At 31.5% G+C, this 24,220-nt stretch carries 27 protein-coding genes; 11 read left to right on the top strand and 16 right to left on the bottom strand.

Features of this window, described 5'->3' with window-relative positions; translation table 11 throughout:
- Positions 1-37: 37 nt before the first annotated feature.
- The 11 genes from ACY3IT_RS04180 to ACY3IT_RS04130 all read left to right on the top strand — a co-directional run bounded on the left by ACY3IT_RS04180 (position 38) and on the right by ACY3IT_RS04130 (position 10,474).
- Positions 38-1,105 (top strand): peptidyl-prolyl cis-trans isomerase, encoded by a 1,068-nt coding sequence (locus ACY3IT_RS04180; RefSeq protein ID WP_463083529.1) that lies wholly within the window; start codon positions 38-40, stop codon positions 1,103-1,105.
- A gap of 144 nt (positions 1,106-1,249) precedes the next feature.
- On the top strand, positions 1,250-2,026 hold the full coding sequence (mazG, locus tag ACY3IT_RS04175; RefSeq protein WP_463083528.1) for a nucleoside triphosphate pyrophosphohydrolase: 777 nt from the start codon (positions 1,250-1,252) through the stop codon (positions 2,024-2,026).
- A 40-nt stretch (positions 2,027-2,066) separates the two neighbouring features.
- Positions 2,067-2,342: an HU family DNA-binding protein gene (locus tag ACY3IT_RS04170; RefSeq protein WP_463083527.1), complete on the top strand. Its 276-nt coding sequence runs from the start codon at positions 2,067-2,069 to the stop codon at positions 2,340-2,342.
- A gap of 60 nt (positions 2,343-2,402) precedes the next feature.
- Positions 2,403-3,500: a glycine cleavage system aminomethyltransferase GcvT gene (gene gcvT, locus ACY3IT_RS04165; RefSeq protein ID WP_463083526.1), complete on the top strand. Its 1,098-nt coding sequence runs from the start codon at positions 2,403-2,405 to the stop codon at positions 3,498-3,500.
- Positions 3,490-3,867, top strand: a complete 378-nt coding sequence (gcvH, locus tag ACY3IT_RS04160) for a glycine cleavage system protein GcvH (RefSeq protein ID WP_463083525.1) — start codon at positions 3,490-3,492, stop codon at positions 3,865-3,867. The genes gcvT and gcvH overlap by 11 nt, the downstream gene beginning before the upstream one ends.
- Positions 3,868-3,869: 2 nt before the next feature.
- Positions 3,870-5,228: an aminomethyl-transferring glycine dehydrogenase subunit GcvPA gene (gene gcvPA, locus ACY3IT_RS04155; protein WP_463083524.1), complete on the top strand. Its 1,359-nt coding sequence runs from the start codon at positions 3,870-3,872 to the stop codon at positions 5,226-5,228.
- Complete coding sequence (gene gcvPB / locus ACY3IT_RS04150) at positions 5,225-6,667, top strand: aminomethyl-transferring glycine dehydrogenase subunit GcvPB (RefSeq protein ID WP_463083523.1); 1,443 nt, start codon at positions 5,225-5,227, stop codon at positions 6,665-6,667. Before gcvPA ends, gcvPB begins: the two co-directional genes overlap by 4 nt.
- On the top strand, positions 6,664-7,467 hold the full coding sequence (locus ACY3IT_RS04145) for a radical SAM protein (protein ID WP_463083522.1): 804 nt from the start codon (positions 6,664-6,666) through the stop codon (positions 7,465-7,467). Before gcvPB ends, ACY3IT_RS04145 begins: the two co-directional genes overlap by 4 nt.
- Entirely contained in the window at positions 7,464-8,417 is a 954-nt protein-coding gene (locus ACY3IT_RS04140) for a radical SAM protein (protein ID WP_463083521.1), read from the top strand. Before ACY3IT_RS04145 ends, ACY3IT_RS04140 begins: the two co-directional genes overlap by 4 nt.
- Entirely contained in the window at positions 8,392-9,792 is a 1,401-nt protein-coding gene (locus ACY3IT_RS04135; RefSeq protein WP_463083520.1) for a CCA tRNA nucleotidyltransferase, read from the top strand. Before ACY3IT_RS04140 ends, ACY3IT_RS04135 begins: the two co-directional genes overlap by 26 nt.
- Positions 9,776-10,474 (top strand): DNA repair protein Rad50, encoded by a 699-nt coding sequence (locus ACY3IT_RS04130; protein WP_463083519.1) that lies wholly within the window; start codon positions 9,776-9,778, stop codon positions 10,472-10,474. The genes ACY3IT_RS04135 and ACY3IT_RS04130 overlap by 17 nt, the downstream gene beginning before the upstream one ends.
- On the opposite strand, the gene ACY3IT_RS04125 is transcribed toward ACY3IT_RS04130, so the two are convergent.
- Genes ACY3IT_RS04125 through ffh form a run of 16 tightly spaced genes read right to left on the bottom strand, consistent with a single transcriptional unit; the run spans position 10,458 to position 24,213 of the window.
- Positions 10,458-10,949: a hypothetical protein gene (locus tag ACY3IT_RS04125; RefSeq protein ID WP_463083518.1), complete on the bottom strand. Its 492-nt coding sequence runs from the start codon at positions 10,947-10,949 to the stop codon at positions 10,458-10,460. The genes ACY3IT_RS04130 and ACY3IT_RS04125 overlap by 17 nt on opposite strands.
- 14 nt (positions 10,950-10,963) lie before the next feature.
- Positions 10,964-11,860 carry a site-specific tyrosine recombinase/integron integrase gene (xerA, locus tag ACY3IT_RS04120; RefSeq protein ID WP_463083517.1) on the bottom strand — a complete coding sequence of 299 codons (897 nt, stop codon included), beginning with the start codon at positions 11,858-11,860 and terminating at the stop codon, positions 10,964-10,966.
- Positions 11,861-11,862: 2 nt separating this feature from the next.
- Complete coding sequence (trmFO, locus tag ACY3IT_RS04115) at positions 11,863-13,182, bottom strand: methylenetetrahydrofolate--tRNA-(uracil(54)-C(5))-methyltransferase (FADH(2)-oxidizing) TrmFO (protein WP_463083516.1); 1,320 nt, start codon at positions 13,180-13,182, stop codon at positions 11,863-11,865.
- Positions 13,161-15,251, bottom strand: a complete 2,091-nt coding sequence (gene topA / locus ACY3IT_RS04110) for a type I DNA topoisomerase (protein WP_463083515.1) — start codon at positions 15,249-15,251, stop codon at positions 13,161-13,163. Before topA ends, trmFO begins: the two co-directional genes overlap by 22 nt.
- Entirely contained in the window at positions 15,251-16,336 is a 1,086-nt protein-coding gene (gene dprA, locus ACY3IT_RS04105) for a DNA-processing protein DprA (protein WP_463083514.1), read from the bottom strand. Before dprA ends, topA begins: the two co-directional genes overlap by 1 nt.
- 49 nt (positions 16,337-16,385) lie before the next feature.
- Entirely contained in the window at positions 16,386-17,708 is a 1,323-nt protein-coding gene (locus ACY3IT_RS04100) for an NCS2 family permease (RefSeq protein ID WP_463083513.1), read from the bottom strand.
- Between the two features lie 24 nt (positions 17,709-17,732).
- Complete coding sequence (locus tag ACY3IT_RS04095) at positions 17,733-19,253, bottom strand: YifB family Mg chelatase-like AAA ATPase (RefSeq protein WP_463083512.1); 1,521 nt, start codon at positions 19,251-19,253, stop codon at positions 17,733-17,735.
- A complete protein-coding gene (locus ACY3IT_RS04090; RefSeq protein ID WP_463083511.1) occupies positions 19,243-19,608 on the bottom strand; it encodes a YraN family protein in 366 nt (121 codons plus the stop codon). Before ACY3IT_RS04090 ends, ACY3IT_RS04095 begins: the two co-directional genes overlap by 11 nt.
- Complete coding sequence (locus tag ACY3IT_RS04085) at positions 19,605-20,216, bottom strand: ribonuclease HII (protein ID WP_463083510.1); 612 nt, start codon at positions 20,214-20,216, stop codon at positions 19,605-19,607. Before ACY3IT_RS04085 ends, ACY3IT_RS04090 begins: the two co-directional genes overlap by 4 nt.
- Positions 20,183-20,746: a signal peptidase I gene (lepB, locus tag ACY3IT_RS04080; RefSeq protein WP_463083509.1), complete on the bottom strand. Its 564-nt coding sequence runs from the start codon at positions 20,744-20,746 to the stop codon at positions 20,183-20,185. The genes ACY3IT_RS04085 and lepB overlap by 34 nt, the downstream gene beginning before the upstream one ends.
- A complete protein-coding gene (gene rplS, locus ACY3IT_RS04075; RefSeq protein ID WP_463083508.1) occupies positions 20,736-21,092 on the bottom strand; it encodes a 50S ribosomal protein L19 in 357 nt (118 codons plus the stop codon). Before rplS ends, lepB begins: the two co-directional genes overlap by 11 nt.
- On the bottom strand, positions 21,067-21,831 hold the full coding sequence (gene trmD / locus ACY3IT_RS04070; RefSeq protein ID WP_463083507.1) for a tRNA (guanosine(37)-N1)-methyltransferase TrmD: 765 nt from the start codon (positions 21,829-21,831) through the stop codon (positions 21,067-21,069). The genes rplS and trmD overlap by 26 nt, the downstream gene beginning before the upstream one ends.
- A 2-nt stretch (positions 21,832-21,833) precedes the next feature.
- Entirely contained in the window at positions 21,834-22,343 is a 510-nt protein-coding gene (rimM, locus tag ACY3IT_RS04065; protein WP_463083506.1) for a ribosome maturation factor RimM, read from the bottom strand.
- 3 nt (positions 22,344-22,346) lie between these two features.
- Positions 22,347-22,577 (bottom strand): KH domain-containing protein, encoded by a 231-nt coding sequence (locus ACY3IT_RS04060; protein WP_148806647.1) that lies wholly within the window; start codon positions 22,575-22,577, stop codon positions 22,347-22,349.
- A gap of 15 nt (positions 22,578-22,592) precedes the next feature.
- On the bottom strand, positions 22,593-22,874 hold the full coding sequence (gene rpsP / locus ACY3IT_RS04055) for a 30S ribosomal protein S16 (RefSeq protein WP_463083505.1): 282 nt from the start codon (positions 22,872-22,874) through the stop codon (positions 22,593-22,595).
- A gap of 28 nt (positions 22,875-22,902) precedes the next feature.
- On the bottom strand, positions 22,903-24,213 hold the full coding sequence (gene ffh, locus ACY3IT_RS04050; protein ID WP_463083504.1) for a signal recognition particle protein: 1,311 nt from the start codon (positions 24,211-24,213) through the stop codon (positions 22,903-22,905).
- Positions 24,214-24,220 lie beyond the last annotated feature (7 nt).

Here is a 24,220-nt window from a genome sequence, read left to right as displayed (position 1 = left end):
TTATAAAAAATCTTTACAGGATATGAGGTGAACAGCAATGAAGGGTAATAGTGTTCTAAAAATCGTATTTCTTGTATTTATTGTTCTTTTTATATTAGGCGGTGCTTTTGTTGCCTTTGTTTATCATCAGATGAAAAACTATCCCGTAATCAAAGTAAACAATATCCCCATAAGCAGACAGGAATACAAGGACAGATTAAATTTTATGAAAACCCAATATGCCATATTATACAATATTGATTTTACAACAACCGATGGACAGAAACTCTTAAGTAAGGTAAAAGAAGAAACTATAAAAGATTTAGCTCGTTGGAAGATATTACAAGAAGAGGCTAAAAAAAGAGGGATTAGTCTCTCCAACCAAGAGGTAGAACAGAGATTAAAAGAGATAGAAAAGGAATTTCCAAATACTCTTCAATTTGAGATGGCTCTTGCCCAATACGGTTTAGATAGAAATACATTTAAAGAGGAATTAAAGAAAAATCTCCTTTATAGAAAATTGATGAATGAAATTGGTAAGGATGAAAAAGTTTCAGAGGATGAAATTAAAAAATATTATAATGAAAACATAAAACTTTTTGAACATCCCAAAGAATATAAAGTGCACTTGATACTTGTAAAAGATGAGAAAAAAGCAAACCAAATATATAACGATTTAGTAAATAATAAAATAACCTTTACTGAGGCAGCTAAAAAATATTCTGAAGACACAACTACAAAGGACAAGGGTGGAGAATTAGGATTTGTTATAGAAGGAACATTACCAGAAGAAGTAGAAAAAGTAACAATAAAACTTCCAATCAATCAAATAAGTAAACCTATTAAAACACAAGATGGTTATTATATTACTAAGGTTTCAGAAATTAAAGAGGCCTATACAACACCATATTTCCAAGCAAAAGCAGAAATTGAAGAAAAACTTCTTACTGATAAAAGAGGCAAAGTCATAAACAAATGGTTAGAAGATCAATTAAACAAAGCAAAAATTGAAAAAGATTTTTCAGACAAAGATCTCTGGATAGTAATATGGAGAAAGTTAATAGAGATACAACAGTTTTTCTATAGAAAAGAGGCAAAAACACCTCTTCCAAAAACAGATGAATAGGATTTTTATGAGTTTATAGAACATAGGTAAAATCTTATTCAGAAACATTCAAGATAGAAAAATTTAGCTTGAATACTTGCTTTTTTTCAAGTTGGTGCTATAATCTTAGTGAAAATCAAATTTTTACAGATAAGAAGAAAGGCGATGAATAGAAAAGAGGATATATGTAAAGAATTTATAGAATTATATAATGTTGTTGAGAGGGTAAGAAAGGAATGCCCATGGGATCAAAAACAAACCCCTCAGTCATTGATTCCTTATCTATTAGAGGAGACCTATGAATTGATTGAAGGGTTAGAAGAAAATAATTCTGAGAAGATAAAAGAAGAGTTAGGAGATGTACTATTACATATCCTTATGCAAAGCGTTATGGGAGAGGAAGAAAAAAAATTTAGTTTTGCAGAAGTATGTAAAAATTTAAGAACCAAGTTAATAATAAGACATCCTCATGTTTTTGGAAATGTGGAAGTTAATGGAGTAAAAGATATTTTAACAAATTGGGAAAAAATTAAAAGTCAAGAAAAAGAAGAAAAAGGTATATTAAGTGGTGTACCATTGAACATGCCATCCCTTTTATCTGCCTTTAGAATTCAAGAAAAGGCTTCTCATGTAGGATTTGATTGGGAAAAGACTGAAGATATATTACCAAAACTAAAAGAGGAATTTAAAGAATTAGAAGAAACAATCACTAACAAGAATAAAGAAAAAATAGAAGAAGAAATTGGAGATATCCTTTTCACTATAGTAAATATATCGCGTCATTTAAACATAGAACCCGAAGAAGCATTACGCAAAACTAACAAGAAATTTATTAAAAGATTTGAGTTTATAGAGAAAAAGATAAAAGAGTTAGGAAAAGATTGGAAAAATCTTACCTTGAAAGAATTAAATGAACTTTGGGAACTTTCGAAAACTTCATAGACTTATGATATAAATCCATTAAGAAAGGGGGTGAATAAGGATGAAAAAGGCCGATTTCATCGCAAAGGTAGCAGAGAAGGCAAAAATCACAAAGAAAGAGGCAACTAAAGTAGTAAATGCTGTATTAGAAACTATAACCGAAGCATTATCTAAGGGGGATACAGTTCAATTTGTAGGATTTGGTACTTTCTCTGTAAGAAAGAGAGCAGCTAGAGAGGGAAGAAACCCTCGTACACAACAACCAATTAAAATACCAGCAACAAAAGTTCCTGTATTCCGTCCCGGAAAAGAGCTTCGCGAAGCAGTAAAGAAATAAATCTAAAGTCCCAGGCTGGCTAATTCCAGCCTGGGACTTATTATTTTTAGGAGTGAAAAAATGGCAAAGAGGCTATTTTTAGAGGATGAGCATAAAAAATTAAAGGCTAAGTTTTTTGAGTTTGCAAATTGGTGGATGCCCTTAGAATATGTAGGAACAGTAAAAGAACACCTTGCTGTAAGATATGAAGTAGGAATTTTTGATATATCCCACATGGGAAGAATTGTAGTTAATGGCAAAAACTCTAAAGACCTCCTTCAATATACAACTTCTAACGACATTAATAAATTACACCCAGGAAAGGCTCAGTATTCTTTAGTTTTAACCCCTCAAGGGACAATTATGGATGATATTCTCGTATATATGATTTCAGAAGAAGAATTTCTATTAATAGTAAATGCTATTAATACAGAGAAAATATTTAATTGGCTATTAGAAAATAATAAAAAGTTTAATGTCTATATTGAAGATATAACCTTTCAAACAAATCTATTAGCTATTCAGGGACCAGAAGCTGAGAAAATTGTTCAAAAATATACAAATTATCCTCTAAATAATATTCCATATTATTATTTTGTAAAGGACAAAATAATAAATAAAAATGTTATAATATCAAGAACTGGATATACAGGAGAAGACGGTTTTGAGATTGTTGTATCTATAGAGGATGTGAAAGAAATTTTTAACATCTTTATACAAGAAGAAAAAATAACACTTTGCGGGCTTGGAGCAAGGGATACCTTAAGGTTAGAAATGGGGTATCCCTTATATGGTCATGAATTAGATGAAAACACAACCCCTTGGGAAGCAAATTTAGGATGGGTTGTAAAGTTGGAAAAAGGTGAATTTATTGGAAAGGATGCTTTGATTGATAAAAGAGATAAAAAAACAAAAACCCTAAATGGATTTGAGCTTTTGGAAAATGGTATTCCGAGAGCAGGATATGAAGTCTATAGTTATGAAGAAAAAATAGGTTATGTGACAAGTGGAAATTATTCCCCTATATTGAAACGAGGAATTGGATTATTATATAATAATTCAACCCATGAAGAAGTAAGAATTAAAGCAAGAGATAAATTTTTAAAAGCTAAAATTGTCAAGCCCCCCTTTGTTAAGAATACATCTATAAAGAAAGGAGAGAAGAAAAATGTATCCTGAAAATCTTAAATATTCAAAAGAACATGAATGGGTAAAATTAGAAGGAAATATTGCAATTGTTGGTATCTCTTTTTATGCTCAAGAAGAACTTGGTGATATTGTTTACGTAGATCTACCAGAAATAGGTAAAACTGTAAAACAAAATGATGTATTAGCTGTAATTGAATCTGTAAAATCTGCTTCCGATGTATATTCACCCATATCAGGTAAGGTAATAGAAGTAAATGAAAAACTTAAAGAAAAACCAGAAATAATAAATGAAGATCCCTACAATGACGGCTGGATCGCAAAATTGGAAATTAGTGATCCTAAGGAATTAGACACACTAATGAATGCAGAGGAGTATAAAAAATTTATAGGAGCTTAAATATGGCTTATATCCCCCATACTTCAAAAGAAATTTTAGAGATGCTAAAAGCCATAGGAGTAAGTAGTACTGAGGAGTTATTCAACGATATACCAGATGATATTAAGAAAAAAGCGAAAGAGAATTTTATTTTGCCTCCCCCAATATCAGAAATAGATCTTATCAACGAGATACAAAATTTAGCTCAAAAAAATAAAGGCGAAAAATTTATATCCTTCTTAGGGGGTGGTGCTTATAAACACTATATACCCCCCTTTGTTAAAATAGTAGCTCAATTTCCCAACTTCTATACTTCCTATACTCCATATCAGCCTGAAATTAGTCAGGGAGTTTTACAATCCATATTTGAATATCAAAGTCTTATATGCGATCTTACTCAGATGGATGTAGCTAATGCTTCCCTTTATGAAGCAGGCTCAGGTATTTGTGAAGCAGTTCTCATGGGAGTAAGGATAAATGGTAAAAAGGAAGTTTTAGTATCCGAAGGGTTACATCCAGAATATTTAGAGACACTTTATACATATTTAGGGGCTCAAGAAATTAACATTGTAAAGATTCCACTTAATAAAAATGGTGAAACAGATATTGATTTTCTAAAAGAAAAAGTATCCAATAATACTTCCTCTGTAATTATTCAAAACCCTAATTTTTTTGGAGTTATAGAAAAGGAATTAGAAGAAATAGAAAAAATAACCCACCAACATGATTCTTTACTAATACTTTCCATATATCCTATATCCTTAGGAATTTTAAAAGCTCCAGGAGAGTACAATGTGGATATTGTAGTCGGAGAAGGCCAATCCTTAGGTATACCATTAGGCTTTGGTGGGCCATATTTAGGTATCTTGGCTACAAAAAGAGAATATATAAGGCAAATGCCTGGGAGAATTGTAGGAGAGACAAGGGATATAAATAATAAGAGAGGATTTGTAAATACTCTTCAAACCCGTGAACAACATATAAGAAGAGCAAAAGCCACATCTAATATATGCACAAACGAAGCTCTCACAGCAATAATGGCTGCAGTATATATGTCTCTTTTAGGCAAGAAGGGTATTAGAAAAATTGCCGAAATTTGTTTCTCTAGAACTCATTATTTAAAGGATTTTTTAACTAAAGAAGGTTTTGAATTAACCTATCCTAATTCCTATAATTTTAACGAATTTGTTTTAAAAACTCCAATAGATAGTAATATAGTTATAGATGCACTCAAGAAAAAAAATATTATAGCAGGAATTCCTCTTAAAAGGTTCTATCCTGAAAGAGAAAAAGAAATCCTCATTGCAGTTACTGAGATGAATTCATTAGATGATATTAGCTTTTTAGTAACTTCTTTAAAGGAGGTCATATATAAAAATTGAATAAAGAAATACCTCTCCTAAAAGATTTACATGATAATAACAGACCTACAATCAATCTTCCAGATCCTTTAGAAGATTATCTTCCAGAGAGGATCTTACCTGAAAAATTAATAAGAAAAGACATACCTATTCCTCAAATAAGTGAGCCAGAAGTAGTGAGACATTTTACCAATCTTTCTCAAAGAGGTTATGGGGTTGATACAGGTTTCTACCCTTTAGGTTCATGTACCATGAAATATAATCCCAAAATAAATGAAGAAATAGCAAGCTTTCCATTATTTGCTAATTTACATCCCTATACTCCAGAAGATTTATCCCAGGGAAGTTTAGAAATTATCTATAAACTTGGAGAATATCTATCTAATATAACAGGCATGGATAAATTTACTTTTCAACCTTCTGCAGGAGCTCATGGAGAACTTACAGCATTGTTAATTATTAAAGCATATTTTAAAGACAAAGGAGAGAAAAGAAAAATTGTATTAGCTCCAGATTCAGCCCATGGAACAAATCCTGCAAGTGCAACAATGGCAGGATTTGAAACTATAGAAATACCATCTGATGAAAGAGGACTTGTAAATCCTAATATATTAGCAAAATATCTAAATAAAGATGTGGCTGTTTTAATGCTAACTAATCCAAACACTCTTGGTCTTTTTGAAAAAGATATATTGAAGATTTCCCAAATGGTACATGAGACAGGAGCTCTTTTATATTATGATGGAGCAAATTTAAATGGTATCATGGGATATGCAAGACCTGGTGATATGGGATTTGATGCTGTCCATATAAACCTTCATAAAACTTTTTCCACTCCCCATGGAGGTGGAGGCCCAGGAGCAGGTCCTGTAGGTGTAAAATCATTTTTAAAAGATTATTTACCAAAACCAACAGTAGAATTTGATGGAGAAAGGTATTATCTTAATTATGATATCAAAAAAAGTATAGGAAGAGTAAGAACGTTTTATGGAAATTTTTTAGTACTTCTAAAAGCTTATTGCTATATTAGACTTCTTGGATCTGAAGGTTTGAAGAATGTTACCGAAATAGCTGTATTAAATGCCAATTATTTAAAAGAAAAATTAAAAGATCTTTTCCATCTACCTTACCCTGATCTCTGTAAGCATGAATTTGTTCTCTCTGGTAAAAAACAAAAAGAAAAAGGAATTAAAGTACTTGATATAGCTAAAAGACTACTTGATTATGGAGTACATTCTCCTACAATATATTTCCCTCTTATAGTAGAAGAAGCTTTAATGATTGAGCCTACAGAAACTGAAACCAAATATACCTTAGATCAATTTGTAGAAATTTTAAAAACTATTATTAAAGAGAGTGAGGAAAATCCTGATATATTAAAATCAGCCCCTCATAATACACCTGTAGGTAGATTAGATGAAGTATATGCAGCTAAAATGCTAAAGGTAAACTGGAGATGATATCAGTAAAACCTATTAGAACCCTTCCACTAAGTATCACAGGGGAATGGTGTGCTTTGCAATGTGATCATTGTAAGGCTCACTTTTTAAAAAATATGACAAATATAGATCATCTTTCAAAAAAGCTTGAGTTAAATTATTTTAAAAGTATTTTGGTTAGTGGCGGATATAATAAAAAAGGCTATCTTCCCCTCTCAAAATCCTCTATAAATCTTATGAAAAAATTAAAAGAATCAGGATATAAACTAAACTTTCATATGGGTCTTATAGATGAAAAAACAATTAAACATTTAATATCACTACCAGATATGGTTTCATATGATTTGATGTTAGATGACTTTGTTATTAAAAATATTTTTCATCTTAAGGATAAGAATAGTAACGATTTTAAAGAAGAATACTTTATGATAAAAGAATATTTTCCAATAAGTCCTCATATCTTAATGGGAGCTAATTATGGAAAGATAGAAAAAGAATATGAAGAAATAGATTTTTTATCTAAAGATCCTACTCCTGAGAAAATTATATTCATTGTGATTACTCCCATTCAAAACACGTCTTTCCAAGAAATATCTTTACCTTCTATAAAAGAAGTTGAAGAACTTTGGAATTATGCTAAGAAAAAATTACCTAATACTAAGTTTTATCTTGGATGTGTACGCCCAAATGGTAATTATAGATATGAATTAGACTCTCTAGCCATAGACCTTAACTTTCATGCTATTGTTAATCCTCACCCTGAAGCTATAAAATCCCAGAATAATATAAAAATCTTTGAAGAATGCTGTGCCCTATTATGAGATTTGGAATTTCTTCGGGTAGTTTGGAAGTACTTAAAAGAAAATATATAAAAGAAGATTCACCAACAACTTTATATCTTATGACACTACAAAAATGTCTCAATAATTGTGCCTTCTGCACTCAAGCAAGAGGAAGTCACGTTGATGTTTTTATGCTTTCAAGAATTACATGGCCTTTCATAGAAATAGAAGATTTAATAAACCTATTAGAGGAATATAATCCTTTTAAAAGATTATGTTTTCAAGTGACAAATCATCTAAGTTGGGAAAAAGAATTAGTTGAAACAATAAAACTATTTAAAATCTTCAATTTACCTATTTCTATTTCTGCCCCCTTCAATAACATATCTCATATAGAAAAATTCTTCGAATTAGAAATTGATAGAATAAACATATCTATTGATGCGGTAGGAAAAGATCTTTTTAGAAAAATAAAATATGGAGAATTTGAAGAAAGATTAGAGTTTATTAAAGAAGCAAGTATAAAGTTTCCTTCCCAAATCACATCTCATATAATTGTAGGATTAGGAGAAGAGGAAAAGGAGTTAGTTTACATTATAGATAAGTTATCAAAATGGAAGGTAACAGTAGCTTTATTTGCATTTACACCTTTAAGTGGAACTCGTCTTGAAAACATGAACCCTCCTAATTATTACAAATACAGAAAAATACAACTTATCACTTTTCTTTTACAGAGAAATTTAATCTCTTTTGATGAATTGTCATTTGATAAAAATGACAATTTATTAATTACGGAGGATATTTTATCATTAGCAGAGCCTTTTTTTGAAATAATTTTTAAAACGACCGGATGCCCTAATTGCAATAGACCTTATTATAATGAAAGCCCAAGAATAGTACCTTATAACTTCCCAAGAAATTTAAAAGATATAGAGATTGAAGAGATAAAATATCTACTAAGAAATGGAAGGGCAAGAATTAATTTATAAAACGTTAAAAATAGTACGTGATTATGCCAAAGCTAATCATTTAAAAATCTATATAGTAGGTGGTTTTGTAAGGGATTACCTTATTGGAAAAGAATTAAAGGACGTAGACTTTTTAGTTTACCCTTTAAATTATAATTTTTTATTTGATCTAACTAACCTTTTTAACGGTAAACTTATCAAATTAGATGAGGAGCGAGAGTATTACAGAATAATTATAAATAATAATGATGGAGACATCATTTTAGATTTTACCCCCATATATGAAAACAATTTACTATTAGAACTTCTAAGGCGTGATTTTACTATAAATTCTATTGCATTAAATCTTTTCAGCTTTAAAATAATTGATCCTTTAAATGGCTTAAAAGATTTAGAAAGAGGAATACTAAGAATATCTTCACCTAACTCCTTTAAGGAAGATCCTTTAAGGATTCTAAGAGCTTTTAGATTTTTAGGATATGGTTTTAAAATAGAAAAAAATACTTATAAGAAGATTATAGAAGATAGAGAAAAATTAAAATCAGTGAAAGCAGAAAGGATACACGACGAAATTTACAAAATACTAATTTCGTCATTCTCAAGTTATCTATGGATTAAAATGGTAGAAACAAAAGTTTTAGAGGTTATTTTACCAGAGCTTTTTGTATTAAAAGATATTCCATGGAGTAATCCCCACCATGAAGATCCATTGAGGCATTCTATAACTTCTTTATCTGTTCTTGAAGATTTAATATACAATATAGAATCTATTTTTCCAGACTCATATCAACAAATCTTAGCATACTTAAATGAAAAATTCTTTTCAAACTATACAAAGCTTGAAACTCTAAAATTAGCAGTATTACTTCATGATATAGGTAAATCTGAAACTTTTTCTATCGATGAAGCCTCTTTAGTTCATTACTATGGACATTCACAAAAAGGAGTTGAACTTTTAGATAATATAGGAGAAAGATTGAAGTTAAGTAAAAAAGAAATAATTTTTTTAAAAAAACTTATTGGGACTCATATGTACCCTTTAAGCTTCATACAAAATCCAGTATCAGACCCTATTTATAAACTCATTTTAAGAGTAAAAGATGATGTGCCTGCTTTGATACTACTCTTTATGGCTGATCAAATATCTATTAAAGGTAAAATAGAAAACTTGAATTGGTATAGGAAAATATTAAATGAATTTTTCAAAATAAAAAATATTCCTAAACCCTTATTAACAGGTAATGAAATCATGGAAATATTTAATCTAACCCCGTCTCCCCTAATAGGTAAATTAAAAGAAAAGCTTATAGAAGCACAGATGAATAATAAAATATCTACAAGAGATGAAGCCATAAGATACCTTAAAGAAATATTGAAAAATGAAACCAATAGCTAAAAAAATAATTGAATATACTATGAAAGATCTTTTTTATAAATTAAATTTTCCTTTTGAGTGGGGAAGAGAAAGTTTATATCAATTATATTTTTATGAAAAAGGAGAAGAACGAATAATAGAAGAAAGTTTCAAAAATTATAAAATCTTTCAGAAATGGATGAATTCACATAACATTATTCTCTCTGATTTTATAGAAAAACTAAAAAGCATTAGAGATATAAGGAGTGATTTTTTAAGCTTTAAACGTTCTTCTCTTAAAGATTTAATTAGAGATTTATACAATATTATAGACGATATCAGAATATTTATTGAAAAAAATAGCATACCTTTACCTCAAGATATCTATATACCAGATATTAACATATTAGGTCCTGAAAATTTTACATGGGAAGTTCTCTCTTTTTATATCAAGTCTATAAGGTTTATTACATTCTCTATCAATTTTTTTAATTATCCCCAAATATCTGAAGAAATAATTCTTTATAACAACAGAAGATATTTTCCCGAACATTCTTACAAGTTAATAGATGAAAAAGTATATCTTCAAGACTTAATTCTATCTTGGTCGGGAATACCTTCTCAAAACTATATAAAAGAATTTTATCTTCCAAAAGATATAAAGTTAGAAGATGGACTTGAATATTTTACAATAAAAAACAAAATATTTATCTTTCATAAATAATCAATTCCAATTTCTTTAACCAAAATTCCCCACTTGCATCCTTCTCAAGAATTATCTCTATAATATTTGTTTGACCTACTATCCAGTACTTTGTAACATCAAAAGAAGGAGTAATATAATATTCACTGCCAAAATCAAAACCTGAAATCACATTTTTTGAGTTTACATATATGGAAATAGGAGCCCATGTTTCTTCAGTCATAAAAGAAGAACTCATACCTGTAATCTTTAAAACTACTCTTTTGGGATTAAAAAGAGGAGTTACTGGAGTATATAACTTCAACTGTCCTTCTGCCCTTAACATAGCCAAATGATATTCCCCATTACTTCTTTCTAATACTACTCCTTTTCCCATCTCAAAAACTAAATTTCCCTTGGGAGGATTTTTAGAGAAATCAATGGTAAAACTTTGTTTTGCAAGTCCTATATTTAGTAAAAATAAAAGCATTATAAAAAGAGACATATATCTTTTCATGCTTAAACCTCCTTTTATTCTTCTTTTTTAGCTCTTGGATGAGCCTTTGTGTAAATATTTCTTATCTGTTCTGAAGTAAGATGAGTATAAATCTGAGTTGTAGAAATTCTTACATGACCCAGAAGCTCTTGTACATACCTAAGATCAGCTCCTCCTTCTAAAAGGTGTGTGGCAAAGGTATGTCTTAAAATATGAGGAGAAACCTTTTTTTCTAAAAATTTAGTATATCTTTTCAAAATTAACCTTACTCCACGATCTGTAATTCTTTCTCCTTTAGCATTTAGAAAAAATGCCTTTTCAGGTTTCTTCAATAGTTTAGACCTTACATGATCATTATAAAGCTGTAATATCTTTAAAGTATTTTCTTCAATTATCACTACTCTTTCTTTAGCCCTTTTTCCAAAAACTCTTATCTCTCCATAATTCCAATTAATATCTTCCTCATTTATACCTACAAGCTCACTTACTCTTATCCCTGTAGCATATAGAGTCTCTAAAATAGCTCTATCTCTTATACCCAAAAGATTATCTAAGGATGGAGCATCGAGAAGTTTATATACCTCATCAATAGATAAAAACTGAGGCAATCTTTTCTCTATTTTAGGTATAGGAATGAAAACAGTAAGATCTTCTTTAATTTTATCATAGGTAAGAAGATATTCAAAAAAACTTCTTAAAGAAGTTAATTTTCTTGCAATAGTACTCTTCTTATAGTTTTTTTGAGCAATATTTTGTATGTAAGACCTGATCACTCTTTTATTCGTAAAATCCAAATCTCTCTCTTTACAATAATTATAGAAATCCAAAAGATCAATATTATAACCTCTCAAAGTATTTGGAGAATAATTACGTTCAAATCTCAAATAATTAAGATATCCTTCTATTTCTTTTTTTAAATCCAATTTTGTCATTTCTATATATTGATCGCAAACCTCCTTATCATATCCTCAAGATCCCTTAATGCTCTCTCGGCATATAATCTATTTCTCATCTTCCTATCTTTAACAGGCATATCTAAGGGAGTCAAAATTCCAAAATTAGCATTCATAGGCTGAAAATTCTTTACAGGTACTTTAGTAGTCACATAACCAATAAGAGCCCCTATCATTGTAGTATGAGGTAATATTATAAGTGGTTTTCCTTTATATAAACGAGCTGCATTTATTCCAGCTATTATTCCCATACTCGCAGATTCCATATATCCTTCTACACCAATAACCTGACCAGCAAAAAATATTCTCTCGTCTTTAGCAAATTGTAAGGTTGGTTTTAAAAATTTAGGGGCATAGAAATAGGTATTTCTATGCATTACCCCATATCTTGCAAATTCAGCATTTTCAAGTCCAGGAATTAATCTAAAAACCCTCCTTTGCTCTTGAAATTTAAGTCTTGTCTGAAAACCCACCATGCTATAAAGGGTTTTTTGTATATTTTCTGGTCTCAATTGAACCACAGCATAAGGCTCTTTGCCTGTTTTTGGATCTGGAAGACCAACAGGTTTCATAGGACCATAACGTAATGTATCTATACCTCTTCTTGCCAAAATTTCTATAGGAAGACATCCCTCAAAATATTTTTCTTCACCAGGGAAATGTGATTCCACTACATCGGCATTTATCAATTCATTCACAAACCTTTTATATTCTTCCTCATTCATAGGACAGTTTAAATATGCCTCTTCCCCTTTACCATATCTTGAAGCACTATAAACCTTCTCAAAATTTATACTATCAGCATAAATAATAGGTGATACTGCATCATAAAAATACAGAGAATCCGTATCTAATATTTCAGTTAAATATTGAGCAAAATCAGAAGAAGTTAGAGGTCCCGTAGCCACAACAACAACTCCATCAGAAGGAATTTTTTTGACTTCCTCTCTTATTATAGTTACATAAGGATTTTCCATTAATATCTGTTGCACCTTTTTAGCAAAGAGTTCTCGATCAACGGCCAAAGCAACACCGGCTGGAACCTTCGTTTCTTCAGCAACTTTAAGAACTAAGGAATCAAGCCTCCTCATTTCCTCTTTTAAAAGTCCTGAGGCATTTGTAATCTCTGTAGATTTAAAGGAATTACTACAGACAAGTTCAGCTAAATATTCCGTTTTATGAACAGGAGTCATAACTTGTGGTCTCATTTCGTATATCTCTACAGGAATTTTTCTTTTAGCAAGTTGCCAAGCAGCCTCAGCTCCTGCAAGTCCTCCACCTATGATTTTGACTTTTTCCATTTTCTATTCCTCCCTTTCTTCCATAATATGTAGTTACAATCATTATTACTACATTTTTTAAATCTGTTGCTCTCTAAAAGAGTACTACCACATATTGGACACTTTTCGTGAGTAGGCTCATAGGGCGATGCAAAAGTACATTTAGGATAATTTAAGCATCCCCAAAAAGTCTTTCCTTTTTTAGATCTTTTTTTAACAACAGTACCTCCACAGAGAGGACATTTGCCTTTTGCTTCATCATATATTGGTTTCGTATACTTGCAGTCTGGATATCGTGAACAAGCATAATATTTACCATTTTTATTTTCTCTAAGTTGCAAATCACTTTCACAAATGGGACATTTTTCATCAGTTTTTTCAGCAATTTGTACCCTATCTGAATTTTTATAAACTTCCTCTAACTCTTCTTTAAATTTTGGATAAAACCTCTTCAAAACATCTATGGCTTCGACTTTTCCTGTCTCAATTTTATCTAGATCTTCTTCCATCTTTGCTGTAAATTTCACATCAATTAGATTAGGGAATTTCTCGACTAAAAACTCATTAACAACTTTTCCTAAGGTAGTAGGTACTAAAAATCTGTCCTTAACAACCACATATTCTCTTTCTTTTAACGTTTCTATGATAGTAGCATAGGTGCTTGGCCTTCCTACTCCAAATCTTTCTAAGGTTCTCACCAAAGTAGCCTCAGAATATCGAGATGGAGGTTTTGTAAAATGCTGTTCCGGATATAGATTAAGAAGATTTAAAAGATTACCTTTTTCTGGAATATATTCTACTTGTTTATCAGTTTCAGATTCTTCCTCCTCTTCATGATAAACTGACATAAAACCAGGAAATTTAAGTTTCCTTCCTTTTGACAAAAATAGATACTTATTTCCTTCCACATATATTTCTACCACATCATAGAAAGCTGGAGCCATTTGACTTGCGATAAATCTTTCCCATATAAGTTTATAAAGCTTAAATTGATCTTCTGAAAGATAAGGCCTCACCATTTCTGGTAATCTAAAGACTGAAGTTGGCCTTATAGCCTCATGAGCATCTTGAACACCAAGTTTCTTCTTCGTCTTTTTCTCCCCTCCGATAAATTCTTTTCCAAAATTCTCTTCTATATATTTAATAGCCTCCATTCTTGCTTCAGGAGCTATTCTTGTAGAATCGGTTCGCATATAAGTTATAAGTCCTATTCTCTCTTCTCCAATATCTATACCCTCATAAAGAGTTTGAGCAATTTTCATAGTCTTTCCAACAGGAAAGGCATATCTTCTTGAGGCCTCTTGTTGTAAAGTACTTGTTATAAAAGGTTGAGGCGAGGACTTTTTCTCTTCCTTTTTAATTACATCTTTTACTATATAATTTATTCCTTTTAACTCTTCTAATATCTTATTCACTTCTTCTTCATTTTTTAAATTGACTTCTTTACCTTCATATGATATGAGTCTTCCATATATTTTCTTATTTGTTTTATCTGAAAACTCTCCCCATATATACCAATATTCTTGGGGTATAAATTGCTCAATCTCCTTTTCTCTTTCACAAATAAGCCTCAGAGCTACTGATTGTACTCTCCCGGCAGAAAGTCCTCTTTTAACCTTTTTCCATAAAAGAGGACTAAGTTCATACCCAACTAATCTATCCAAAATTCTTCTTGCTTGTTGGGCTTCTACTTTACTGATATCAAGATCCCTTGGATTATTTATTGCTTCTTGTACTACCCTTGGAGTTATCTCATGAAATTCTACTCTTGAGAATTTATCTTTTGGAATATTTAATACATTAACAAGGTGCCATGCAATAGCTTCTCCTTCTCTATCAGGGTCTGTAGCTAAGTAAAAATGATCTGCTTCTTTTAATAGTTCCTTTAGATTCTTAACAACTTCTTTTCTTGAAGGGATGATTACATATTTAGGCTTAAAATTATCCTTTATGTCTACCCCAAGTTCCTTCTCGGGTAGATCTCTTACATGACCATAAGAAGCAACTACTTTGAATTCTTTACCAAGTATTTTTTCAATTGTTTTTGCTTTAGCTGGAGATTCAACTATTACAATCTTTTTATTTTTCACTATAAATTATCACTCCTTCTCCCATATCTATTCCCTGGAAATTCTTCTACAAGGCCTTTGGCTTGTAAAGAAACTATTATAAACATTAATCTTGATATATCCATGTTTAATTTGATCATTAAATCCTCAATAAATATAGGATTAAAATTTAAAAATTGCAATACCTTTTTTTCATCTTCTGTTAAAATAACATCTCTTTTAGGTTTATAAATAAAAGGTATGTGAAATTCTTCTAATATATCTATTATATCTAACACCATTTTTGCTCCTTCTTGAATTAACTTATTTGTTCCTTTACTTCTTTCATCTATTATTCTCCCTGGAACAGCAAAAACCTCTCTCCCTTCATTCAATGCAAAACTTGCTGTTATTAGAGCCCCACTTTTCTCTCCTGCTTCAATTACAAATACTCCCTCAGATATTCCGCTAATAATCCTATTTCTTTGTGGAAAGGTATATCTTGTAGGTCTTGTACCTAAAGGATACTCACTTATTAAGGCTCCATTTTCTACTATTCTTTCTGCTAAAATTCTATTTCCAGAAGGATATATAAAATCTAAAGAACTACCAAGAATCCCATATGTTCTTCCTCCACCCTCTAAAGCTCCTTTATGAGCATATGTATCTATCCCATAAGCAAGACCACTTACTATTATAAATCCATATTTTACTAATTCTCTTGAGAAATACTCAGAGATTTTAATTCCATATTGGGTGGGTCTTCTTGTTCCTACAATAGCTATATATCTTTTACCAATAATATTTCCTCTATATGTGAGAAATAACGGAGGATTTTTTATCTCTTTGAGTAAAGGTGGATATTCTTCGTCCCATAAAGTTGTAAGTTTATAGTCTTTTTTAACAAGTTTTTCCCACAAGTCTTCCCAAGAAATCTTTCTTTTAAAAATTATAAATTCTTGGATCAAGGAAGAATACGAGAATCTTTCAAGAATTTCCTTATCTGATAAAAGGAAAAGTTCTGGTGGCGAAATAAAATCTATCCATTCCCTCCATCTTCTATATAAAGGAGGAAAATAACTTAAAGAATATATAAATGGTTTATCCTTGGGATTATAATTATACATTAATTATCAAAATATTAGGGGGACTAAATAATCCCCCCTAATATTTCTTTTAAAGAATAAAGTAAAGAATAAATAATACAGCCAATATTATTAACACTGGATTTAATTTTTTAATTTTCCCTGTAAGAAGGTTTAATATTACATAAGAAAGAATACCAAATATTAACCCATTCGCTACCGAATAGGTAAAAGGCATAGCCACTATAGTAATAAAAGCAGGAAGAGCTTCCCCTATTTCCTTTAAATTGACTTTTAATATAGGTTCCATCATAAGGAAACCGACAATAACTAAGGCAGGAGCAGTAGCGGAAGATGGTATAATCCCAGCAAGAGGCCAAAAAATTACAGATAAGAGGAAAAGCAATCCTACTACTAATGAGACAGCTCCTGTTTTACCTCCTTCTGCTATTCCTGCTGCAGATTCAATATATGTAGTTATAGTTGAGGTTCCACACAATGCTCCAGCTACAGTTCCTACCGCATCAGAAACTAAAGCTCTATCAGAACCCTCAAAACTTCCATCCTCCCTAAGCATATTAAGCTTAGCTGCAAGTCCCGAAATAGTACCTACAGTATCAAACATATCTACAAAAGTAAATGTAAAGATTATAGAAAATAATCCCCATTTTAGAGCCCCTAAAATATCTAATGCTAAAAAGGTTTTAGAAAACTCTTCCCAATTAGGAAGGGCTATTATATTTCCTGTAAAATAGGTGATAGGTTGACCATTGGAACCTTTTACAAAAATGCCTATAAATGTAGTAATTAATATCCCTAATAATATATTTCCTTTAACGTTCAATGCCATAAGTAAAGCAATAATAATAATCCCAAAAATAGAAAGCAAGGTTTCTGGAGATCCTAAATTGCCTAAGGATATTAAAGTAGCATCATTCTTTACTACAATCCCTGCAGATTTTAATCCTATAAGAGCTATAAAAAGTCCTATACCTACTGAGGTTGCCATCTTAATATTAAGTGGTATAGCTTGTACAATCCATCTTCTTACTGGAAGAATCGATAAAATTAAAAAAATGATCCCATCTATAAATACTGCTCCTAATGCAACTTGCCAAGGAAGACCTATTCCTTTACATACAGAATAAGCAAAATATGCATTAAGTCCCATACCAGGAGCCAAAGCAAAAGGAAGTTTTGCATACAATCCCATAGTCAAAGTAGCAATTCCAGCCCCAATAGCGGTTGCCATCAAAACAGCACCTTTTGGCATTCCTGCATCTCCTAATATGTTGGGGTTTACAAACAAAATATAAGCCATGGTAATAAAAGTAGTAAGCCCTGCAATGATCTCGTTAGACCAATTAGTCTTAAATTTCTCAAAGCCAAAATATCTCTCCAAAGCTTTAATCAATACAAAAACCCCCTTTCATTAATTTTAAAGATTGGAAACAAAATCCTCTAAACCTCGAAAGGTTAGAGCCTCAATCAAATGACTTTCTTTAATCTCTTCACTACTTTCTAAATCTGCTATAGTTCTTGAAACCTTTATAATTCTATCAATAGATCTCATAGATAATTTCATTCTTTCAGCTGTATTTAATAATAAATCCCTAATTCTTGGATTTAGGCTAACATATTTTTTGATAAGTTTTGGAGTTAATTGGGAATTTAAATATATTTTCTCGGATTTATATCTTTCATATTGAATCTCTCTTGCTTTTTTTACTCTTTCTCTAATCCTTTCTGATGATTCCTCAAGATTATCATTAAAGATCTTTTCTTTCTCTACTCTATTCACATAAACCCTTATATCAATTCTGTCTAAAAGTGGACCTGATACCTTACTCCAATATTTTTTTACATCATAAGGAGTACAAGTACATTCTTTCTCTTTATCACCAAAATATCCACATTTACAAGGATTCATACCAGCCACTAAAACAAATTGAGCTGGATATGTAACAGTATACTTAGATCTTGAAATTACAATCTTCCCCTCTTCTAATGGCTGTCTTAATCCCTCCAAAACATCTCTTCTAAATTCTGGTAGTTCATCTAAAAATAAGATTCCTTTATGGGCAAGAGTAATTTCCCCGATTTGAGGAGAGACCCCTCCCCCTAAAAGTCCAGCATAAGATATAGTATGATGAGGATTCCTAAAAGGCCGTTTTTGTATTAAAGAATCTTCTACTAATAAACCTGCAGCACTATATATTTGAGTAACTTCAAAAGCCTCTTCATAAGTCAATGGGGGAAAAATGGAAGAAAAGGCCTTTGCCAAAAGAGTCTTACCTGTACCCGGTGGACCTACTAAAAGAACATTATGTCCACCAGATGCCGCTACTTCTAATGCTCTTTTAGGTAAATAATGCCCTTTTATAAAAGAGAAATCTTCTTCATAAACTGGATTATATTCAGGATATTGAAATTTAACAGGAGATAAATTTATTTCCCCTAAAAGAAATCTCACAATTTGGGAAAGATGAGAAACATGATAAATTTCAATCCCATCTATTAAACTACATTCAAATTCATTTTCCTTTGGTACAAATACTTTATTGTATCCATTATTTTTCAAACCATATACAATAGATAAAATCCCTTTTCCTTTTCTTATCCTTCCATCAAAAGCAAGTTCACCTAAGAAAGCAGTCTTTTCATTATCAAAGTGAAAATTCATAAATGTGGAAAGGATTCCTATAGCAATTGGTAAATCAAATAAGGGTGTATCTTTTTTTAAATCCGCAGGGGCTAAATTTATAGTCACTCTTTTTAAAGGAAATTCAAAACCAGAATTTTTTAATGCAGATCTTACCCTCTCCTTAGATTCTTGCACTTCTTGTTCAGCCAATCCTACTATGTTAAAGCTTGGAACTCCAGAAGTAATATCTACCTCAATTTCAATATCATAACATTTCAATCCCCATAAAGTAGCAGATTTAACCTTAGAAAGCATTTGTTATATGCTCCCATTTATCTACTTTCCCTAAAGGAGAAATATAAATACTTATAACATCAAACCTTACACCTTTCATTTTCTGAAATCTATTCTTAAATTTTGCCATAAAAACTTCAGCTATCATCCTTATCCTCTCTTGTTTTTTCAAATCTACTGCTTCAATAGGTAAACCATACTTATTTGATCTTCTTGTTTTAACCTCCACAAAAACTAAAATTCCATTTCTTTCAGCTACAATATCTATCTCTCCTAAAGACATTCTTAAATTTCTATATAATATAGAATATCCTTCCTTCTCTAAAAGATTTACAGCAAAATCTTCTCCTAATTTTCCAATATCTTGATTACTCACAAAAGTCTAAATCTCCTTCTGTGGATATCAAGCACTCCTAACGATTTTATCTTTTCTCTATGTTCCTTAGTTGCATAACCTTTATGTTTTCCAAATCCATAATCAGGATATTTTTCATCAAGAGTCCTCATATATCTATCTCTCAAGACCTTAGCCACGATAGAAGCAGAAGCCACATTCAAACAATACCTATCTCCTTTAATCACCGTTTCTTGTGGTATATCTAAATCTGGAATACTAATATTACCATCTACTAAGATATACTCAGGCTTTACCCTAAGGCTGTCTATAGCTCTTTTCATTGCAAGAAGAGTGGCTTTCAAAATGCCAAACCTTTCTATCTCTTCCACATTAGCAAAACCGTAACTCCAACAAACAGCCTCTTCTTTAATCTTTTCAAAAAGAATTTCCCTTTCTTCTGGCTTTAACATTTTGGAATCTTTAACGGTAATATTAGAAAAAGGAGGTAAGATTACAGCTCCAGCATATACAGGACCTGCTAGGGCTCCCCTACCTGCCTCATCTACTCCCGCTATATATTTGAAATAACTCCAAAGTCTTCTCTCTATGTCTCCTATTTCACCAACCCTATTCTTTGGGGTGGCCATAAAAGTAACACCGCTTTTCCCACTAAATTTTTCTTAGGTACAAATCCCCAATATCTACTATCCACACTCACAGGCCTGTTATCCCCTAATACAAAATAACTATCCTTTGGTACTTGTATTGGTCCATAATTATCACTACTTTTATTTTTTACATAATATTCATCTAAAGCTCTACCATTCACATATACTATTCCATTTTTTATCTCTATGGTATCCCCAGGAAGACCTATTAACCTTTTTACATACTCCTTAGTAGGATCTTGGGGGTATTTAAAAACTATAACCTCTCCCCTTCTTGGCTCTCTAAAATAATAAGGGATTCTTATAACCAAAACTGCTTCTTTTTCATTTAAAGTAGGTATCATAGAACCAGTAGGAATGTAAGATATCTGCAATATAAATGTCTTTATTAAAAAGGCTAATATAAAAGCAAATATAATAGTTTCAAGAAGATCGTACCATTCATGCTTCTTCAATTCTTGTCTCTTACTAAGTATAAGATTCCAAAATTCCAGTAATTTATCCTTCATTTTCTACCCTCTCAGCAATCTTGGCACTCTTACCTTTTCTTTCTCTTAAGTAATAAAGCTTAGCTCTTCTAACCTTTCCTCTCTTTACTACTTCAATCTTTTCCACAAAAGGTGAATGAATTGGAAAAATTCTTTCCACACCTATTCCTTGTACAACCTTTCTTACAGTAATAGTTTCTCTAATACCACCATGCTTTTTAGCAATAACAACCCCTTCATACACCTGAATTCTTTCTTTATCTCCTTCTACAATACGATAATGAACCCTAACAGTATCACCAGGCCATATTTGTGGTAAATCCTTTTTCATAAATTCTTTTTCAAGATTTTGAATTATAAGATCCATTTTTTACCTCCTCTCTTAGTTCTCTTTTAATTTCTTCTAACAATGAAAAATCTTCTTCAGAAAGTCTTGTTTTCTGGAGTAAATCAGGCCTTCTAAGTAGTGTTCTTCTTAAGGCTTCTTTTCTTCTCCATCTCCTAATCTTTTCATGATCCCCAGATAACAATACTTCTGGTACTTTTAAGCCTTCAAAGTCTCTGGGATGAGTATAATGAGGATATTCCAAAATTCCCCATTGAAATGATTCTTCTCTTAAAGAATTAGGATCTCCTATAGCCCCAGGAATAAGTCTTACTACTGCATCAACTATAACCATAGCAGGAATTTCTCCACCACTTAAAACATAGTCTCCTATGGAAACTTCCCTGGTTATTATAGTTTTTACTCTTTCATCTATGCCTTCATATCTTCCACATATGATTATTAGATGACTTTTTTGTGCAAATTCTTCTGCCAATTTTTGATTAAAAAGATCTCCTGATGGCGAAAGAAGTATTACTTCTGAATCCTCTTTCTTTAAGGCTCTCACAGCTCTAAATATAGGCTCTGGTTTCATTACCATTCCAGAGCCACCACCATAAGGGTAATCATCAACTGATCTATGCTTATCAGTAGTATAATCCCTTAAATTGTGGATAGAAATATCCACCAACCCTTTTTCCTTGGCTCTTTTTATTATGCTTACATTAAAAGGGCCTTCAAACATCTCTGGAAATATGGTAATAATATCGATCTTTATCATAACTAATACTCTTGCATTTTTTTAATAATAATTTTTCCTTCCTTTAGATCTACTTTTACTACTACATCCTTAATAGCAGGAATACAAATCTCTTCTTCTCCCTCCACCACGAAAACATCATTGCTTCCTGTTTCTAAAATCTCCCTCACAGTTCCCAAATATTTTCCTTCCAATTCATATACAGGAAGCCCCATTATTTGGTAAGAATAAAAATAACCTTCTGGAAGAACCGGTAAATCTTCTTCTTCTAATAGAAGCCAGTTTCCTTTTAGTTTTTCTGCATCTGTTCTATTTGTTATTTCAGTAAAATAAACAACAAACCCTTTGTTATGTTTTCTTATATATTCCAATGATAGTTCCTTCTTTACAATAAGGGTATCTCCCCAAGACAAATATATCCTTTGTCCCTTCTTTAAATCTAAAAGATAGTCGTAGAAGGGCCATATCTTTAATCCACCTTTTATTCCAAAAGGCTCTCCTATCTTAGCTATTCTTACCAAACGAGAAGCCATCCCTCATTGTAGTACTTCTATGACCACCTTTTTACCCTTCTTAAGACCCGCTACTCTTATTATCGTCTGTAAAGCCTTAACAGTTTGTCCCTGTTTTCCAATAACTCTACCCCTATCCTCTGGGGCTACTTTTACTTCAAGTATTACTGACTTAGTTCCTTCTACTTCTCTGACCTCAACCTCTTCAGGTTTCTGAACAATAGCTTTAACAATATACTCTAATAACTCTTTCATTAACAAAAGCCCCCTTTATGCAGAACTTTTAACAGTTCTCTTTAAGGCAAGGAACTTATCCCAAACACCATACTTCTTGAGCAAACTAAGAACAGTATCGGTAGGTTGAGCTCCTTGACTTAGCCAATATAATATTCTTTCTTCTTTTAACTGTACAGTGGCTGGATCAGTCTTAGGATCATAATATCCTAAGATCTCTAAATGTTTACCATCTCTTGGTTCTCTACTATCCATAGCCACTATTCGATATGCTGGACTATTTTTTGCTCCAATCCTTGTTAAACGAATCTTTACCAAAATTCTTCACCTCCTTCTTAGATTTATTTTATCTTAAAAATGGAAAGAAAGATTTTTTACCTTTATTTAATTGTTTTATCAAATCTAAAGTTTGAAAATACTGTTTTAATAATCTATTTACATCTTGTACTGTAGTACCACTACCTTTGGCAATTCTTAATCTTCTACTTCCATTTATTATGGAAGGATTTCTTCTCTCTTCTGGAGTCATCGATTCTATTATAGCAAGAAATTTTTTAATTTCCTTTTCTCCTACTTCTGGTTTAATTTTATCTTTTGGTACATAAGGTAACATATCTAAAATCTGATCAAATGATCCTACTTTTTTGAGTTCTTTAAGTTGTATATAGAAATCTTCAAGATCAAATTTTGACTTTTTAAGCTTTTCTTCTAATTTTGCCATTTTTTCCATTTCAATATTTTTTTCTATACGCTCAACTAAGGATGTGAGGTCGCCCATTCCAAGGATTCTTGACGCAAATCTATCAGGATAGAAATATTCTAAATCTTCAACCTTTTCTCCTACTCCAATAAACTTTATAGGTTTACCTGTTACAGCTTTTATAGATAAAGCTGCACCACCTCTTGCATCACCATCTAATTTAGTAAGAATTACACCTGTAATTGGTAAAAGTTCATTAAATTTTTCTGCTATATTCACAGCATCCTGCCCTGTCATCCCATCTACTACTAAGAGAATCTCTGAGGGTTCAAAGTTTTTATTTAAATCCCCTAATTCCTTCATCATCTCCTCATCAATATGTAGCCTACCAGTAGTATCTACAATCATCACGTCTGCCAATCTTTCTTGTGAAAATTTTATCGCTCCTTCAATTACTTCTTGTGGGGTTTTACCATCTATATAAACCGGTACCTTTATTTTTTCCCCTAAAACCTGTAGCTGTTTTCCAGCTGCTGGTCTAAAAGTATCTGCGCCTACAAGTACCACTCTTCTTTGTTCCTGCAAAAGCCTATATGCAAGCTTTGCAGCTGTAGTAGTCTTACCAGATCCTTGAAGTCCTACTAAGAAAATAATCCCTGGTTTTCTACCCCCAAGATTAATATTAGCCCTATCTCCTCCAAGAATGTTTATTAATTCATAATAAAGAATTTTGATAATTTGCTCAGCAGGTGTAACACTTCTAAAAACTTCTTCCTGTAATGCTTTAGCCTTTACATTATTAAGAAGCTCTTTAACTACTTTGTAATGAGCATCTGCCTCTAAGAGAGCTTGTCTTATCTCTCTTAGAGCCTCTTCAATATCTTTCTCTGAGAGCCTTCCTTTTCCTCTCAGTCTTCTAAAAATATCCTGCAATCTACCTGTTAAATTCTCAAACATCTTTATC

The sequence above is a fragment of the Dictyoglomus sp. GBS genome, from assembly GCF_055179815.1.
Note: the sequence above shows the minus strand (reverse complement) of the source record. Positions and strands in the feature narration are given on the sequence as shown.